15 protein-coding genes and 1 tRNA gene are annotated in these 15909 nt (G+C 52.4%); 8 read left to right on the forward strand and 8 right to left on the reverse strand.

Features of this window, described 5'->3' with window-relative positions:
* The first annotated feature begins 154 nt into the window (after nt 1-154).
* Both J4645_RS12375 and J4645_RS12380 read left to right on the forward strand, forming a co-directional pair.
* Nucleotides 155-769 (forward strand): TIGR04211 family SH3 domain-containing protein, encoded by a 615-nt coding sequence (locus tag J4645_RS12375; protein WP_001125344.1) that lies wholly within the window; start codon nt 155-157, stop codon nt 767-769.
* 62 nt (nt 770-831) lie between these two features.
* Nucleotides 832-2073, forward strand: coding sequence for a multifunctional CCA addition/repair protein (locus J4645_RS12380; protein WP_023206363.1), 1242 nt, complete (start codon nt 832-834; stop codon nt 2071-2073).
* A gap of 103 nt (nt 2074-2176) precedes the next feature.
* On the opposite strand, the gene bacA is transcribed toward J4645_RS12380, so the two are convergent.
* Nucleotides 2177-2998, reverse strand: coding sequence for an undecaprenyl-diphosphate phosphatase (bacA, locus tag J4645_RS12385; RefSeq protein WP_001281933.1), 822 nt, complete (start codon nt 2996-2998; stop codon nt 2177-2179).
* Nucleotides 2999-3095: 97 nt separating this feature from the next.
* Nucleotides 3096-3455, reverse strand: coding sequence for a bifunctional dihydroneopterin aldolase/7,8-dihydroneopterin epimerase (gene folB / locus J4645_RS12390; RefSeq protein ID WP_000355776.1), 360 nt, complete (start codon nt 3453-3455; stop codon nt 3096-3098).
* A gap of 106 nt (nt 3456-3561) precedes the next feature.
* On the opposite strand from folB, the gene plsY reads away from it, so the two are divergent.
* The gene (plsY, locus tag J4645_RS12395; protein ID WP_001272785.1) at nt 3562-4179 is read left to right on the forward strand and encodes a glycerol-3-phosphate 1-O-acyltransferase PlsY; all 618 of its coding nucleotides are present in this window, start codon (nt 3562-3564) and stop codon (nt 4177-4179) included.
* A gap of 4 nt (nt 4180-4183) precedes the next feature.
* On the opposite strand, the gene J4645_RS22355 is transcribed toward plsY, so the two are convergent.
* Together J4645_RS22355 and tsaD are read right to left on the reverse strand one after the other, a co-directional pair.
* Entirely contained in the window at nt 4184-4378 is a 195-nt protein-coding gene (locus J4645_RS22355; protein ID WP_001135053.1) for a hypothetical protein, read from the reverse strand.
* 23 nt (nt 4379-4401) lie between these two features.
* The gene (gene tsaD, locus J4645_RS12405) at nt 4402-5415 is read right to left on the reverse strand and encodes a tRNA (adenosine(37)-N6)-threonylcarbamoyltransferase complex transferase subunit TsaD (protein ID WP_001264396.1); all 1014 of its coding nucleotides are present in this window, start codon (nt 5413-5415) and stop codon (nt 4402-4404) included.
* Nucleotides 5416-5642: 227 nt separating this feature from the next.
* Here tsaD and rpsU point away from each other — a divergent pair, with 227 nt between their 5' ends.
* The 3 genes from rpsU (at nt 5643) to rpoD (ending at nt 9836) form a co-directional block, all read left to right on the forward strand.
* Nucleotides 5643-5858: a 30S ribosomal protein S21 gene (gene rpsU / locus J4645_RS12410; protein ID WP_001144069.1), complete on the forward strand. Its 216-nt coding sequence runs from the start codon at nt 5643-5645 to the stop codon at nt 5856-5858.
* A 235-nt stretch (nt 5859-6093) separates the two neighbouring features.
* The gene (dnaG, locus tag J4645_RS12415; protein WP_000918862.1) at nt 6094-7839 is read left to right on the forward strand and encodes a DNA primase; all 1746 of its coding nucleotides are present in this window, start codon (nt 6094-6096) and stop codon (nt 7837-7839) included.
* A gap of 14 nt (nt 7840-7853) precedes the next feature.
* Nucleotides 7854-9836, forward strand: a complete 1983-nt coding sequence (gene rpoD / locus J4645_RS12420; RefSeq protein WP_001120159.1) for an RNA polymerase sigma factor RpoD — start codon at nt 7854-7856, stop codon at nt 9834-9836.
* Between the two features lie 123 nt (nt 9837-9959).
* Here rpoD and mug read toward each other — a convergent pair whose 3' ends face one another.
* Nucleotides 9960-10466 carry a G/U mismatch-specific DNA glycosylase gene (mug, locus tag J4645_RS12425; protein WP_000237776.1) on the reverse strand — a complete coding sequence of 169 codons (507 nt, stop codon included), beginning with the start codon at nt 10464-10466 and terminating at the stop codon, nt 9960-9962.
* A gap of 125 nt (nt 10467-10591) precedes the next feature.
* Here mug and J4645_RS12430 point away from each other — a divergent pair.
* Nucleotides 10592-10667, forward strand: a tRNA-Ile gene (locus J4645_RS12430).
* Nucleotides 10668-10746: 79 nt separating this feature from the next.
* On the opposite strand, the gene J4645_RS12435 is transcribed toward J4645_RS12430, so the two are convergent.
* Nucleotides 10747-11514, reverse strand: a complete 768-nt coding sequence (locus J4645_RS12435) for a siderophore-interacting protein (RefSeq protein ID WP_000213764.1) — start codon at nt 11512-11514, stop codon at nt 10747-10749.
* Nucleotides 11515-11745: 231 nt separating this feature from the next.
* Here J4645_RS12435 and J4645_RS12440 point away from each other — a divergent pair, with 231 nt between their 5' ends.
* Entirely contained in the window at nt 11746-12393 is a 648-nt protein-coding gene (locus tag J4645_RS12440) for a PadR family transcriptional regulator (RefSeq protein ID WP_000983434.1), read from the forward strand.
* Here the strand turns inward: J4645_RS12440 and J4645_RS12445 are convergent.
* Together J4645_RS12445 and J4645_RS12450 are read right to left on the reverse strand one after the other, a co-directional pair.
* The gene (locus tag J4645_RS12445) at nt 12390-13958 is read right to left on the reverse strand and encodes a methyl-accepting chemotaxis protein (RefSeq protein WP_000478462.1); all 1569 of its coding nucleotides are present in this window, start codon (nt 13956-13958) and stop codon (nt 12390-12392) included. The two genes, J4645_RS12440 and J4645_RS12445, sit on opposite strands and share 4 nt — an antisense overlap.
* 386 nt (nt 13959-14344) lie before the next feature.
* The gene (locus J4645_RS12450; protein ID WP_023214431.1) at nt 14345-15865 is read right to left on the reverse strand and encodes a PAS domain-containing methyl-accepting chemotaxis protein; all 1521 of its coding nucleotides are present in this window, start codon (nt 15863-15865) and stop codon (nt 14345-14347) included.
* Between the last annotated feature and the right edge of the window lie 44 nt (nt 15866-15909).

Below are 15909 nucleotides of genomic sequence, written 5' to 3' on the forward strand. Positions count from 1 at the left end.
CCAAATTGCCATGCAACGAGCAATTTGACGGGCGTAAAAGTTTGACGTAGCGGCAAAGGCGACACAGATGATTCCGATTGATGTCGACTGCTTTGCGTAGCGACACTGATGCCGTTACTATCGTTCCACTTTCTCTGACAATAACGACAGCCTGATGCCAAAATTACGCCTGATTGGACTAACTTTACTTGCGCTTAGCGCCACCGCCGTCTCTCATGCTGAAGAGACGCGTTACGTTTCTGATGAACTGAATACCTGGGTCCGCAGCGGTCCGGGAGATAATTATCGCCTTGTGGGTACCGTCAACGCCGGCGAGGAAGTCACGCTCTTACAGAGCGATGCCAACTATGGTCAAATCAAAGACAGTTCTGGTCGTACTGCCTGGATACCGTTAAAAGAACTGAATACCACGCCAAGCCTGCGTACCCGCGTGCCGGATCTGGAAAATCAGGTCAAAACGTTGACCGATAAACTCAACAATATTGATACCACGTGGAATCAGCGCACCGCCGATATGCAGCAGAAAGTGGCGCAAAGCGACAGCGTCATCAACGGGCTAAAAGAAGAGAACCAGAAGCTGAAAAACGAGCTGATTGTCGCGCAGAAAAAAGTTAGCGCCGCGAATCTGCAGCTGGATGACAAACAGCGCACCATTATTATGCAGTGGTTTATGTATGGCGGCGGCGTATTGGGTATTGGCTTGCTGTTAGGGCTGGTGCTGCCGCATATGATCCCAAGCCGTAAACGCAAAGACCGCTGGATGAACTAAATCGCCTTCTCTGCGGCACTGTCTTATCATTAGAGGATGATCGTTTTTAAAAGGAAAGTGGCGTGAAGATTTATCTGGTCGGTGGTGCGGTTCGGGATGCGTTGTTAGGGCTACCGGTTAAAGATAAAGATTGGGTCGTTGTCGGCGCCACGCCGCAGGAGATGCTTGATGCGGGCTACCAGCAGGTAGGCCGTGATTTTCCTGTGTTTCTCCATCCGCAAACTCACGAAGAATACGCGCTGGCGCGTACTGAGCGTAAATCCGGTTCCGGCTACACGGGCTTCACCTGTTATGCCGCGCCGGACGTTACCCTGGAAGCCGATCTCCAGCGTCGCGATCTGACCATTAATGCTCTGGCGCGCGACGATGACGGCCAGATTATCGACCCTTACCACGGGCGCCGGGATCTGGAGGCGCGTCTACTGCGCCATGTCTCTCCCGCGTTTGGCGAAGATCCCTTGCGCGTATTGCGCGTGGCGCGTTTTGCCGCCCGTTACGCTCATCTGAGTTTCCGTATCGCCGATGAAACACTGGCGCTAATGCGCGACATGACCGCGGCAGGCGAGCTGGAACATCTGACGCCGGAACGGGTATGGAAAGAGACGGAAAATGCGCTTACCACCCGCAATCCGCAGGTTTACTTCCAGGTATTGCGCGACTGCGGCGCCCTGCGCGTCCTGTTTCCGGAAATCGACGCCCTGTTTGGCGTACCCGCGCCGGCAAAGTGGCATCCGGAAATTGATACCGGAGTTCATACGCTGATGACGCTGTCGATGGCCGCCATGCTCAGTCCGCAGCTTGATGTCCGTTTCGCCACGCTTTGTCATGATCTGGGCAAAGGCTTAACGCCGAAAAACCTCTGGCCGCGCCATCATGGCCACGGCCCGGCGGGCGTGAAACTGGTCGAACAGTTATGCCAGCGTTTGCGCGTCCCCAATGACCTGCGTGATTTAGCTAAACTGGTCGCCGAGTACCACGATCTGATCCACACCTTTCCGATACTCCAGCCGAAAACGATCGTTAAGCTGTTTGACGCCATTGATGCATGGCGTAAACCGCAGCGCGTCGAGCAGATTGCGCTGACCAGCGAGGCCGATGTCCGTGGACGTACCGGCTTTGAAGCGTCGGATTACCCGCAGGGGCGCTGGCTGCGCGAAGCCTGGCAGGTGGCGCAGGCGGTACCGACGAAAGAGGTGGTAGAGGCCGGATTTAAGGGCATTGAGATTCGCGAGGAGCTGACAAAGCGACGAATTGCAGCGGTCGCCAACTGGAAAGAGAAGCGCTGCCCGAACCCCGCCAGCTAAACGCCATCCGGCACGATAAATTGCCTGATGGCGCTGCGCTTATCAGACCGACAAAACAGTTAGGCCGGACAAGGCGGTACGCCGCCATCCGGCAGGTCAATCATCAGAAGAAGACAACGTAAACGGCAGCCGCCACCACAAAGCGGTAAATCGCAAACGGAATAAACGAGATACGCTTAATCAGTTGCAGGAAGGTCTTGATGGCGATCAGCGCCACCACAAACGCCGTCACAAAGCCCACTGCGAACATCGGAATATCCGCTGCGGTCAGGAATGACCAACTTTTGTAGAGATCCAGAACCGTTGCGCCCATCATCATCGGCACAGCCAGTAAGAACGAGAACTCAGAGGCGGCGTAACGGCTGACGCCCATCAGCATCCCACCGGAAATGGTCGCTCCGGAACGCGAGAAGCCCGGCCACAGCGCCAGACACTGGAAACAGCCAATCATAAAAGCCTGACGATACGTCATATCATCCAGCCCCGGCGCGCGCGGTTCTTTCGGCTTCAGGCACTCGGCGGCAATCAGCAACAGACCGCCTACCACCAGCGCGTACATCACGTTAATTGGGTTAAATAGCGACTTGATCGTGTCATGAAAGACTAACCCCAGCACCACCGCCGGAATCATGCCCAGCAGGATGTGAATCAACGTTAATCGACCTTTACTTTCACCTTCACGCTGTAGCGGGCGGCCAAAGTGAATACCGATGAGACCAAACAACCGCCGCCAGAACATCACCACGACCGCCAGAATAGATCCAAGTTGAATCACCACTTCGAATGTCTTGGCCGTATCGCCTTCAAACCCCAGCAGATGACCCACAATAATCATATGGCCCGTGCTGGATACCGGCAAAAACTCCGTCAATCCTTCGACCACACCCAAAATTGCCGCTATCAGCAGCGAGTGCATATCGCTCATCAATAAACCCCTAAAATGAAAAACACTGCAAAAATGGATCTCGCGTTAAGACCCCATATATAACCGTTTGGTTTAAAAAATATAAAATTATTTATTTTTATTTCAGATTATTGCCACGCTCAATAATTACCCCTACGTTCGCCGCGCGCGCGACGGCGCCAGGCTTGCTCAGTTTGATGCGAACCCACGGAGAATTAAATCGACTAAGCAGCAGATCCGCCACCTCTTCCGCCACGCGCTCGACCAGAGCAAAACGCCCGCCTTCGACATGATTTATCACCGTGTCGGCGATATCCGCGTAACTTAGACAATCTGCGACATCATCGCTTTTCGCCGACTTACGGTTATCCCACGCCATTTCGATATCGAACACCAGTTTTTGCTCGATAGTCTGTTCCCAGTCGTAAACACCGATAGTGGTGATTACCGAAAGTTGCTCTATAAATACAATATCCATCACGACCTGCCTGCTTTTTGGCTAACCCGGATACCACTTCCGGCGAAATGTGCGTATTATCCACAGAAATAGTAAATAAAACGACACTTTCAATACGGAACAGCTTATGAGTGCAATCGCGCCTGGAATGATCCTCTTCGCGTACCTCTGCGGCTCAATTTCCAGTGCCATTCTGGTTTGCCGCATCGCCGGGCTGCCCGATCCGCGTGAAAGCGGCTCCGGCAACCCGGGCGCGACGAACGTATTACGAATCGGTGGCAAGGGAGCGGCTGTCGCGGTACTTATTTTTGACATCCTTAAAGGCATGTTGCCCGTCTGGGGCGCGTATGCGTTAGGCGTTACCCCTTTCTGGCTGGGGCTTATCGCTATCGCCGCCTGTCTGGGGCATATCTGGCCGGTCTTTTTTGGCTTTAAAGGTGGGAAAGGCGTAGCAACCGCATTTGGTGCCATTGCGCCCATCGGCTGGGATTTAACCGGCGTTATGGCTGGCACCTGGCTGCTGACGGTCCTGTTAAGCGGTTATTCATCGTTAGGGGCGATTGTCAGCGCCTTGATTGCGCCGTTTTACGTCTGGTGGTTTAAACCGCAGTTCACCTTCCCGGTATCGATGCTGTCATGTCTCATTTTGCTGCGCCATCATGACAACATCCAGCGTCTGTGGCGTCGCCAGGAGACGAAAATCTGGACGAAGCTGAAAAAGAAACGCCAGAAAGATTCGGAGTAGTTTTTTACGCTATGCCGTGCCTGCGCATCGCCGGATAAATAGCTCGGTGATAGGCGTACATATCGAATCCGCCGCGCGTCACTCTTCCACCATTGGCGTGGTTAGGCGCGATTTTCGGCCTGATTTTCCTGGTGCTGCTGATCGTCACCGGGCTGTTGTGGATGCCCGTCGTTTTGCTGTAAACCCGTTGGGGCGGCATGATGTCGCCCCCTTTTTCCGCTTTTACGCCGCCGGCAGCTCGGCCAGCGGCCAGCGCGGACGTACCGTTACGCCAAGATCCGCCGTAACGCCCGCCTTAAACCGCACCATTCCGGCATAGGCGATCATCGCCCCGTTGTCAGTACAAAACTCCGGACGCGCATAGAACACTTCGCCGCGGCGTTTTTGCATCATTTCGGCAAGCTTCGCGCGCAGCGTGCGGTTAGCGCTGACGCCGCCCGCCATGACCAGACGCTTAAAACCGGTGCTTTCCAGCGCGCGCTTGCACTTGATCATCAGCGTATCCACGACCGCATCTTCAAAAGCGCGCGCGATATCAGCGCGAGTTTGTTCGTCGTCGCCATTACTACGAATGGTGTTAGCGGCAAAGGTTTTCAGACCGGAAAAACTAAAATCCAGCCCCGGACGATCGGTCATCGGGCGCGGAAAGACAAAACGTCCCGCCGTCCCCTGCGACGCCATTTTCGACAGCATCGGGCCGCCAGGATAATCCAGCCCCAACAATTTGGCGGTTTTATCAAACGCTTCACCGGCGGCATCGTCAATCGACTCTCCCAGCAGTTCGTACTGACCGATTCCGGTCACGCTAATGAGCTGCGTATGTCCGCCGGAGACCAGTAGCGCCACAAACGGGAAATCCGGAGGGTTATCTTCCAGCATCGGCGCCAGCAGATGACCTTCCATATGGTGTACAGGAATGGCCGGCACAGTCCAGGCAAATGCCAGTGAACGCCCGACGGTTGCGCCGACCAGCAGCGCGCCGACCAGGCCCGGGCCTGCGGTATAGGCCACCGCGTCGATATCGCTCGCCGTCAAACCGGCTTCTTTTAATGCCGCCTGAATCAGCGGCACGGTTTTACGCACATGATCGCGGGAAGCCAGTTCAGGCACTACGCCGCCGTAGTCAGCATGTAATTTCACCTGACTATACAATTGGTTGGCTAACAGACCTTTTTTGTCGTCGTAAATAGCGATGCCGGTTTCATCGCAGGATGTTTCAATACCCAGTACACGCATGACTTGTTTTACCTCGCTCTAATACCGCGCAGTGTAGGTCGAATGCGGGTGGATGTATACCCTCAGTCCCGACTTCGTGTATACTCCCTCACCTTATAAAAGTCCCGTTCAAAAAAGGCCGCGGTGCTTTACAAAGCAGCAGCAATTGCAGTAAAATTCCGCACCATTTTGAAATAAGCTGGCGTTGATGCCAGCGGCAAACCGAATTAATCAAAGGTGAGAGGCACATGCCGGTAATTAAAGTACGTGAAAACGAGCCGTTCGACGTAGCTCTGCGTCGCTTCAAGCGTTCCTGCGAAAAAGCAGGTGTTCTGGCGGAAGTTCGTCGTCGTGAGTTCTATGAAAAACCGACGACCGAACGTAAGCGCGCTAAAGCTTCTGCAGTGAAACGTCACGCGAAGAAACTGGCTCGCGAAAACGCACGCCGTACTCGTCTGTACTAATCTTTTGAGAGCGGGCTGCTCTCAATTCAGATCGAGTTGTAGTTGTAAGGCCGTGCTTCCGAAAGGAATGCGCGGCTTGTTTTCGTTTATGCATTAGCATATACACAAAATCATTCATGCTGCGTCCAGGCGGCAAGAGAGCAAGTCCCCGGCGCTTACGCAAGTCAGCGACAGGGGTGAGCGAACGTAGTCAACACTGCGGCAGCCTGAAGAATGACGTGTATAAAAGGGGCATATGGCTGGACGAATCCCACGCGTATTCATTAATGACCTGCTGGCGAGAACCGATATCGTCGATCTGATCGACGTGCGCGTAAAACTCAAGAAACAGGGCAAGAACTATCACGCGTGTTGTCCATTCCATAATGAGAAAACTCCTTCTTTCACCGTAAACGGTGAAAAACAGTTTTATCACTGCTTTGGATGCGGCGCACATGGCAATGCGATCGACTTTTTGATGAATTACGACAAGCTCGAATTTGTCGAAACCGTCGAAGAATTAGCGGCCATGCATAACCTGGAAATTCCCTATGAAGCAGGCACCGGGCTTAGCCAGATAGAGCGCCATCAACGGCAAAACCTCTATCAGTTGATGAATGGTCTGAATGACTTTTATCAGCAGTCGCTTACCCATCCTGCGGCAAAACCTGCGCGTGACTATCTGCAAAAGCGCGGTCTGAGCGCTGAAATTATTCAGCGTTTCGCCATTGGCTTCGCGCCGCCTGGTTGGGATAACGCGTTAAAGCGCTTCGGTAATAACAGCGATAACAAGGCATTGTTGCTGGATGCCGGAATGCTGGTCAATAACGAGCAGGGCAGCACTTACGATCGTTTCCGTAATCGGGTCATGTTCCCTATCCGGGACAAACGCGGCAGGGTGATTGGTTTTGGCGGTCGAGTTCTGGGGAACGACACGCCGAAATACCTTAACTCTCCGGAAACGGACATTTTCCATAAAGGCCGCCAGCTATATGGTCTTTATGAGGCTCAGCAATATAGTGCTGAACCGCAACGCTTGCTTGTGGTCGAAGGTTATATGGATGTCGTCGCACTAGCGCAATACGACATTAACTATGCGGTTGCTTCGCTGGGTACCTCAACCACGGCAGACCATATGCATATGTTATTCCGGGCGACGAACAACGTAATTTGCTGTTACGACGGCGACCGGGCTGGCCGTGATGCCGCCTGGAGAGCGCTGGAAACAGCAATGCCTTATATGACCGATGGTCGGCAGGTACGCTTTATGTTTTTACCTGACGGCGAAGACCCGGATACGCTGGTGCGTAAAGAAGGCAAGGCGGCTTTTGAAGCGCGGATGGAGCAGGCGCAGCCGCTCTCTACGTTTCTGTTTAATAGCCTCCTGCCGCAGGTGGATTTAAGCTCGCCGGATGGCAGCACGCAGTTAGCCGCACTGGCGCTGCCGCTCATTAATCAGGTGCCTGGCGACGCACACCGTATTCAGTTGCGCCAGACGTTGGGGCTGAAGTTAGGCATTTTCGATGATAGTCAGCTTGATCGTTTAGTGCCAAAACAGGCGGAAAGCGGCGTTTCCCGCCCGGCTCCGCAGCTAAAACGCACGACCATGCGTATACTGATAGGATTACTGGTGCAAAATCCGGATCTCGCGCCGTTAGTGCCGCCCTTAGACGCGCTGGATGAGAATAAGCTGCCTGGGCTTGGCTTATTTAAAGAATTGGTCAAAACTTGTTTGGCTCAGCCAGGTCTTACTACCGGACAACTTCTGGAACTCTACCGTGGCACAAATGATGCTGCGACCCTTGAAAAATTATCGATGTGGGACGATATAGCAGATAAGGCGATTGCCGAAAAGACCTTTACCGACTCACTCAACCATATGTTTGATTCGCTGCTGCAACTGCGACAAGAAGAGCTGATCGCTCGCGATCGCACTCACGGTTTAAGCAGCGAAGAACGCCGAGAGCTCTGGACGTTAAACCAGGAGCTGGCCAGAAAATGAATTTAACGGCTTAAATGCCGCATATCGATCGGGAAGCCCCCGACAGCCGCAGTGAGAGGCAGCGGCCAAAATATAAGTATGCCCTCGCTTTAAATGTCGACAGCTATACCGTCGACACCAATCAAACGAATAAGTGTGGATACCGTCTTATGGAGCAAAACCCGCAGTCACAGCTGAAACTTCTTGTCACCCGTGGTAAGGAGCAAGGCTATCTGACCTATGCTGAGGTCAATGACCATCTGCCGGAAGATATCGTCGATTCAGATCAAATTGAAGATATCATCCAAATGATCAACGACATGGGTATTCAGGTAATGGAAGAAGCGCCTGATGCCGATGATCTGCTGCTGGCTGAAAATACCACCAGCACCGATGAAGATGCGGAAGAAGCTGCTGCACAAGTTCTGTCCAGTGTTGAGTCTGAAATCGGTCGTACGACTGACCCGGTACGCATGTATATGCGTGAAATGGGCACTGTTGAACTATTGACCCGGGAAGGCGAAATCGACATCGCTAAACGTATCGAAGACGGGATCAACCAGGTTCAATGCTCCGTTGCCGAATACCCGGAAGCCATTACCTATCTGCTGGAACAGTACGATCGCGTTGAGGCTGAAGAGGCTCGTTTGTCCGATCTTATCACCGGCTTTGTCGATCCGAACGCGGAAGAAGAGATGGCGCCGACCGCAACTCACGTCGGTTCTGAACTCTCCCAGGAAGACCTGGATGATGACGAAGACGAAGATGAAGAAGACGGCGACGATGACGCCGCCGATGACGACAACAGCATTGATCCTGAACTGGCACGCGAAAAATTCGCTGAGTTGCGCGCGCAATACGTCGTTACGCGCGACACCATCAAAGCGAAAGGCCGCAGCCATGCTGCCGCGCAGGAAGAGATTCTGAAGCTGTCTGAAGTGTTCAAACAGTTCCGTCTGGTACCGAAGCAATTCGACTATCTGGTCAACAGTATGCGCGTGATGATGGATCGCGTGCGTACCCAGGAACGTCTGATCATGAAGCTCTGCGTCGAGCAGTGCAAAATGCCGAAGAAGAACTTTATCACGCTGTTTACCGGTAACGAAACCAGCGAAACCTGGTTCAATGCCGCTATCGCGATGAACAAACCGTGGTCGGAAAAACTGCACGATGTCGCGGAAGAAGTGCAACGCTGTCTGCAAAAACTGCGGCAGATTGAAGAAGAGACCGGTCTGACCATCGAACAGGTGAAAGACATCAACCGTCGCATGTCCATCGGGGAAGCGAAAGCCCGCCGTGCGAAGAAAGAGATGGTTGAAGCGAACTTACGTCTGGTTATTTCTATCGCTAAGAAATACACCAACCGTGGCTTGCAGTTCCTTGACCTGATTCAGGAAGGCAACATCGGTCTGATGAAAGCGGTTGATAAGTTTGAATACCGTCGTGGTTACAAGTTCTCCACCTACGCAACCTGGTGGATCCGTCAGGCGATCACCCGCTCTATCGCCGATCAGGCGCGCACCATCCGTATTCCGGTGCATATGATTGAGACCATCAACAAGCTCAACCGTATTTCTCGCCAGATGCTGCAAGAGATGGGCCGCGAGCCGACGCCGGAAGAGCTGGCTGAACGGATGCTGATGCCGGAAGATAAAATTCGTAAGGTGCTGAAGATTGCCAAAGAGCCAATCTCCATGGAAACGCCGATCGGCGACGATGAAGATTCGCATCTGGGTGATTTCATCGAGGATACCACCCTCGAGCTGCCGCTGGACTCTGCCACTACCGAGAGCCTGCGTGCCGCCACTCACGACGTTTTGGCTGGCCTGACCGCTCGTGAAGCGAAAGTGCTGCGTATGCGTTTCGGTATCGATATGAACACCGACCACACGCTGGAAGAAGTGGGTAAACAGTTCGATGTTACCCGCGAACGTATCCGTCAGATCGAAGCGAAGGCGCTGCGTAAACTGCGCCACCCGAGCCGTTCTGAAGTGCTGCGCAGCTTCCTCGACGATTAATTCGCCGCACACGTATAAACGCCGCCGCAAGGCGGCGTTTTTTTATCAGGTCATGCGCGAGCGCCCTATTTGGCCTGCAGAATTTCTACACAGCGCGAGTATTCGCGCCCTCATTCCCCATTGCTATAGCCCACGCATAATGAGCGCTTGATCCAGTTCGCGATAGGCCTCGACCAGTTTTTCCGTTTTAATTCGGTTTAAGCCGCTGGGATTCGGCAACACCCACACCATCGTCGCGCCAATGGCGATCTTTTGTTTACCCCAGGCGATACCACGCTGGCTGAATCCCTGTTCAAAAGCCTGTTTACCAAGCACCGCCAGCGCTGCGGGCTGGTAGTCCTCTATTTTTTCAATCAGGTTGCGTCCGCCGCTACGTAATTCATGCAACTTCACCTCAGTCGCTTGTACTGTCGGTCGGTCGACGAGTTTCGTTACCCCGCAGCGAAAATCCAGTAATTTTTCCGCCTCTTCCGGTTTCAACTGTCGATCGGTGAAACCGGCCAAATGAATAACTTTCCAAAAACGATTCGCGGGATGCGCAAACGGAAAGCCGGTATTCGCCGAGGAGAGTCCCGGATTGATGCCGCAAAAAACCACCCGTAGCCCTGGCGCCAGTATGTCCTTAACCATTATTACTCCTGAGCAATACAACGTACTTTAAGTATAACGGGTTGAAAACACATTGTTTATAAAAACAGCACCCGCACGGTTACGGCTGGATTACAGCGTAAAGTTACATTATAATCCACCGCCACGGCCCCTTAGCTCAGTGGTTAGAGCAGGCGACTCATAATCGCTTGGTCGCTGGTTCAAGTCCAGCAGGGGCCACCAAATTTTAGCTTTAAAATCATACAATTAAGCCACTCTAAAGAGTGGCTTTTTTGTTTCTGACAGAGCTCGCCCCATACCGCTATTTACGATGCCAATAGGCTGCCGCACGTACCAGGTGTGGATCAAACCCCTTTTCAAAGCACTGACTTAAACGTTTTACCGTTTTGCCTTCGCCAGTAATCCAGATGAAATAGTCTGATTCTGGTATTGTCAGCTGCGACAGGCGCGTTTGTATTGCCTGTTCATCGCCGCCAACAACATATTCCACAGTAATATCCGTCAAATGGGCGAGATAATCGCGATATTCGGCATCCTGAATGCTCACCAGCGCGGTTACCGCAGGGCGCGCAGGCAGACGACTAAGCGATTCCAGACGACGACGCAGCGCAGGCATACCGGACTCATCGCAGACATAAACCTGACAGGCATAATCCTCCGGCACCACCAGCGAACCGCGCGGCCCGCCGATCGTCAGTGTATCGCCTTCACGGGCTTCCATTGCCCAACGGCTGGCTACGCCGCCATCGTGGATAAAGAAATCCAGCGCCAGCTCGCGACGCGCCTCATCATACAGCGGCGTGTAATCCCTGGAGACCGGACGAACGCCCTCCCCCCAGATAATGCCTTCCTCAGTGACTGTCGGAGGCGTAAAGCGACAGCCTGGCTCAGGGAAAAAAACTTTCGTGTGATCGTCAAAGCCCAGGGAGGTGAAACCGTCCAGCGCCTCGCCGCCAAGTACGATCCGCTGAAATCCTGCGCTAATACGTTCTACCCGCAGAACGGTCAGCTCGCGAAAACGCAGTTCATTACGAACACGTTGTGGGTAGCGTACGGATGATGTCGTCATTTTTTGCCTTCGTGAAGTAATACGATATATCTAAATTAAAGTTTTAAATGATAATGATTGTTAATCAGTAAAAATGCAACTGTTTTTTGATAGTGTTCTGGCAACGAGTCGCTAACTATAACCTTAGAATAAAACGTTATAAATTAATAGATTATAGCAACAATCGCTTTTACCCTTGCTAAAACCCATAATTTAGATATAAATTAGATATATCTAAACAAGCAGGAGGCAATGATGCAAAATCAACATGAAGGGTGTTGCAAAAACCGGGATCATAAGCACGATGGTTGCTGCAAAGATCGAGAACATCAGCATGAAGGCTGCCATAGCGCGCATCAGCATGAGAACGCCAGTTGCGGCGGCGAACACCGTCACGGACACGGCTGTGGTCGTCATGGACAGGGCGGTGGTCGACGTCAGCGATTTTTTGGCCACGGGGAACTTCGGCTGGTCATTCTTGATATCCTGACCCGGGACGCCAGCCACGGCTATGAACTGATTAAAGCGATAGAAAACCTGACGGGGGGCGGCTATACGCCAAGCGCTGGCGTGATCTACCCTACGCTGGATTTTTTACAGGATCAGCAATTTATCACGATTAGCGACGAAGAAGGCGGGCGGAAAAAAATCGCGATTACCGCGAACGGCGCGCAATGGCTTGATGAAAATCGCGAACATCTGACGCATATTCAGGCGCGGCTAAAAGCCCGTTGTGTGGGCATGGAGTTACGTAAAAATCCGCAGATGAAGCGGGCGCTGGATAACTTCAAGGCCGTGCTGGATCTGCGGATAAACCACAGCGATATCAACGACGCGCAAATCAAACGCATTATCGGCGTGATTGATCGCGCGGCGCTGGAAATCGCCGAACTGGATTAAGCGGGCTGCGTGTCCTCTTCGCGGACGCGGAACACGTTAACCAGCTCTTTTAAATGTAACGCCTGTTCGTTCAGCGACGCTGCGGCGGCAACAGACTCTTCCACAAGGCAGGAGTTTTGTTGCGTGGCGGCGTCAATCAGGCCAATCGCGCTGTTAATCTGCGAAATACCGTCAGTTTGCTCGCGGCTGGCCTGCCCAATCTCACGTAATATCACATCCATCTCTTCGACGTTATCCACCATGCCATTAATCAGGGCGCTGGCTTTCTCCACCAGGTGCATCCCTTCCTGAGTCTGACTGGTTGAATCTTCAATCAAATTACGGATTTCACTGGCTGACGAGGCGCTCTTTTGCGCCAACTGGCGAACCTCTCCGGCGACAACGGCAAAACCACGTCCATGTTCGCCCGCGCGCGCCGCTTCAACCGCCGCGTTCAGCGCCAGAATATTGGTCTGAAAGGCAATGGAATCAATGATATTGATGATATCCGACATACGATTTGCCGTATCGTTAATGACGCGCATTTTCTGCGTCACTTGATTCATCATCTCCCCATTGTTTTTCACCACGCTGGCGGCGCCGGCAGAGAGTTTGGTCGCTTCACTGGTATGGTCAGCCGTATTTTTAACCGTGGCGGTAATCTGTTCCATCGACGCCGCCGTTTCTTCAACCGAGCTGGCCTGCTCTTCCGTACGCGCCGCCAAATCCTGGTTACCGGCGACAATTTGCGCCGCCGCCGTGGAGATACTCTCCGAACCGTTTTGCACTTCCTGTACGATATCCAGCAGACGCGTTTTCATCGCCATTAATGCTTGCAGTAGTACGCCTGTTTCATCTTTATAGTCGGTGGTGATATGACGAGTCAGATCGCCATCGGCGATCGCCTCGGCAAAGCGTACCGCGTCATCAAGCGGTCGGGTAATAGAACGCACAATATACCATCCCATTACGCCTCCGGCGGCGATGCTTATCAGCGCCAAAGTGATTAACAGCGTCCGATTATTTTTAAAATCCTCTTTGACCTGCACGCTCGCTTCATGCATCTGCGCGTCCTGAACAGCGATAAGTTCCTGGACTTTGTCCTTATAGACTTTTTGCACCTGCACCGTTCTGGTCATCATCTCCTGAATGGCCGCCTGACGATTATTGCTTTGAATATCTTTCAAAATACGGAATCTGGACTCCAGGTATTGCTGGCGCGCTTCACGGATCTCATTAATGATTTTCTGTGAATCCGCATCGTGACTATTTTCCCTGGAAAGCTCATCCAGTAACGCCGAAATGCGCTGGCTTATCTCACTGAGTTCTTTCTGCGAGCTCTGGCTCCAGCGCCCCTCTTCATCCAGTAACATGAGCTGCTGCGCGATGATGAAATCATTAAAATTATCGATTAACAGATTGGCTTTTACCGTGGTGGGATAATCATTGGTAATAATGTCCTGCATACCCGTATTAGCCCGATCAAGGCTAAACAAAGACAGAGCGGAACTCACCACCATGAGAACAATGAATAAGCCAAAGGCCATAAATAATTTTGAACGTATTTTAATGTTATGCAAAAACATATTTTCTCCCTGGGATTGCATATCCTCATACAGGAAGATTTATCGGCAATAATGTTACTAACTTTATGATATTGATCGCTTTTTATTTCGGAACATTATTAGTAAGTAATTTTTATTGTTCACAGAAAGATGAACCAATAGTGACATAAATTGGCACCAATAATGAAAGAAATACGCTAAAAGGTTAACCATTTCTTATTTATTAACTGAGCTTATACCTATTAATAGGTAGGAAGAAAGAAGGAATAAATATCACATTATTTTTAACATCACAGGCCACTGATACTCTCTGTGATGGCAGGCACCGCCTTCTATCAGAGCGCATCCGCCCGGTAAGCTTGTTGCTACCGGGCGGATGTCATTACCGTTGCTACCTACAAATAAACTTAATGCAGTACCGTGACCGCATCCTCCAGCCGGCTGGCACGGTGTTTTACCATTGCGGAGACTTGTGCGCTCTCTTCCACCAGCGCCGCATTTTTCTGGGTTATGCGGTTCAACTCGTCCACGGCGCGAGTCAGGCTGGAAAGCCCATCTGTCTGTTCCTGCGTCGACTGACTGATCCGTGCGATAAGCAGGGTGACATTTTGCACCTGGGCTACAATGTCATCCATGGTACGGCCTGCGGCGTGAACCTGCTCGGAGCCTGACTGCACCTTTGTTGCGCTGGCATCAATTAATTTACGAATATCGTTCGCCGCGTTAGCGCTGCGGCTGGCAAGATGGCGTACCTCGCCAGCAACCACGGCAAACCCTTTCCCCTGCTCGCCCGCTCTCGCCGCTTCTACCGCCGCATTCAGCGCCAGGATATTCGTCTGAAAAGCGATATCGTTAATTAGCGTGGTGATCGTCCCGATACGTTGCGTACTGTGAGCGATATCATCCATCGTTTTAATCACCGTATCCATCGCCTCACCTCCCTGAGTCGCCGCGCTACTGGCCGCCATGGAAAGCTTATCCGCAGCGGAAGCCGTCTCGGAATTGAGCTTCACGGACTCCGCCATCTGGTTCATGGTCGTTACCGTTTCCTGAACATTCTCCACGGTCTGACGGGTGTGTTCGTTCAGATCATTGTTACCCTTCGCCAGCCTTTCACTGCCGTTTCTGACGCTGGAAACCTGACTTGATACGTCATTGATCAGCCAGCGGCACATCAAGCCAAGCTGCCCCACGGCCCTCAGCGTCAGCCCCAACTCATCGCTGCGATTAAGATGTTGTACGCTGTTGCGTTCGCCGGTCGCCACTTTCAGCGCCTGCGTCGCCACATTTTCAATGGGACGCACAATTTGCCATTCCAATAGCGCCGTACCTGCCAGCATCGCCAACGCGCCCAACAACAACGCCTGCCATGAGGCATCCGTACCGAACAGCGCCAACGCCAGCATTACGGCCATTAGCCCCATAATACTACGCACTCGCCAGCGAACAGGCATAGCGGGCAGTTTGCCCAGCAAGCCCTGACGAACCACCAGGCCTTTATGAATACGTTTACTACACCGCCCTTCATTTAGCGCCTGATATAAAGGCTCAACGGCGGCAATCTCATCATCCGTGGCGCGGGTACGGATCGACATATATCCCGCCACACGCCCTTCACGTATCATCGGTACCGCGTTGGCCCGCACCCAATAATGGTCGCCGTTTTTACGCCGGTTTTTCACAATGCCGCTCCACGGTTCGCCCTGTTTTAGGGTGTACCACATATCTGCGAAGGCAGCTTTCGGCATATCCGGATGACGCACCAGATTATGTGGCTGCGCCAGTAACTCGTTTAACTGATAGCCGCTCACCTGGACAAAAGTGTCATTGGCGTGAGTGATATAGCTTTCCAGGTCGGTCGTAGACATCAGAGTGGTATCATCATCCAGCGGGGTATTTAGCTGGCTGACGTAGGGATGAGAAGACATGATAGCGTCCTGTGCAGGTTATCTGGATGTTAATTTTTCGCTCA

It is taken from the genome of Salmonella sp. 32082101201600294FB01SM01, from assembly GCF_017572865.1.
In the GTDB taxonomy this organism is placed as follows: Bacteria; Pseudomonadota; Gammaproteobacteria; order Enterobacterales; family Enterobacteriaceae; genus Salmonella; species Salmonella enterica.

Excerpts from the sequence above, each read along its gene's own strand:
- bacA (WP_001281933.1), bottom strand. The coding sequence starts at position 2,998 with ATGAGCGATATGCACTCGCTGCTGATAGCGGCAATTTTGGGTGTGGTC.
- J4645_RS12375 (WP_001125344.1), top strand. The coding sequence starts at position 155 with ATGCCAAAATTACGCCTGATTGGACTAACTTTACTTGCGCTTAGCGCC.
- J4645_RS12450 (WP_023214431.1), bottom strand. The coding sequence starts at position 15,865 with ATGTCTTCTCATCCCTACGTCAGCCAGCTAAATACCCCGCTGGATGAT.
- tsaD (WP_001264396.1), bottom strand. The coding sequence starts at position 5,415 with ATGCGTGTACTGGGTATTGAAACATCCTGCGATGAAACCGGCATCGCT.
- plsY (WP_001272785.1), top strand. The coding sequence starts at position 3,562 with ATGAGTGCAATCGCGCCTGGAATGATCCTCTTCGCGTACCTCTGCGGC.
- J4645_RS12435 (WP_000213764.1), bottom strand. The coding sequence starts at position 11,514 with ATGACGACATCATCCGTACGCTACCCACAACGTGTTCGTAATGAACTG.
- rpoD (WP_001120159.1), top strand. The coding sequence starts at position 7,854 with ATGCCGCATATCGATCGGGAAGCCCCCGACAGCCGCAGTGAGAGGCAG.
- dnaG (WP_000918862.1), top strand. The coding sequence starts at position 6,094 with ATGGCTGGACGAATCCCACGCGTATTCATTAATGACCTGCTGGCGAGA.
- J4645_RS12440 (WP_000983434.1), top strand. The coding sequence starts at position 11,746 with ATGATGCAAAATCAACATGAAGGGTGTTGCAAAAACCGGGATCATAAG.
- mug (WP_000237776.1), bottom strand. The coding sequence starts at position 10,466 with ATGGTTAAGGACATACTGGCGCCAGGGCTACGGGTGGTTTTTTGCGGC.
- folB (WP_000355776.1), bottom strand. The coding sequence starts at position 3,455 with ATGGATATTGTATTTATAGAGCAACTTTCGGTAATCACCACTATCGGT.
- J4645_RS12445 (WP_000478462.1), bottom strand. The coding sequence starts at position 13,958 with ATGTTTTTGCATAACATTAAAATACGTTCAAAATTATTTATGGCCTTT.
- rpsU (WP_001144069.1), top strand. The coding sequence starts at position 5,643 with ATGCCGGTAATTAAAGTACGTGAAAACGAGCCGTTCGACGTAGCTCTG.
- J4645_RS22355 (WP_001135053.1), bottom strand. The coding sequence starts at position 4,378 with ATGCCGCCCCAACGGGTTTACAGCAAAACGACGGGCATCCACAACAGC.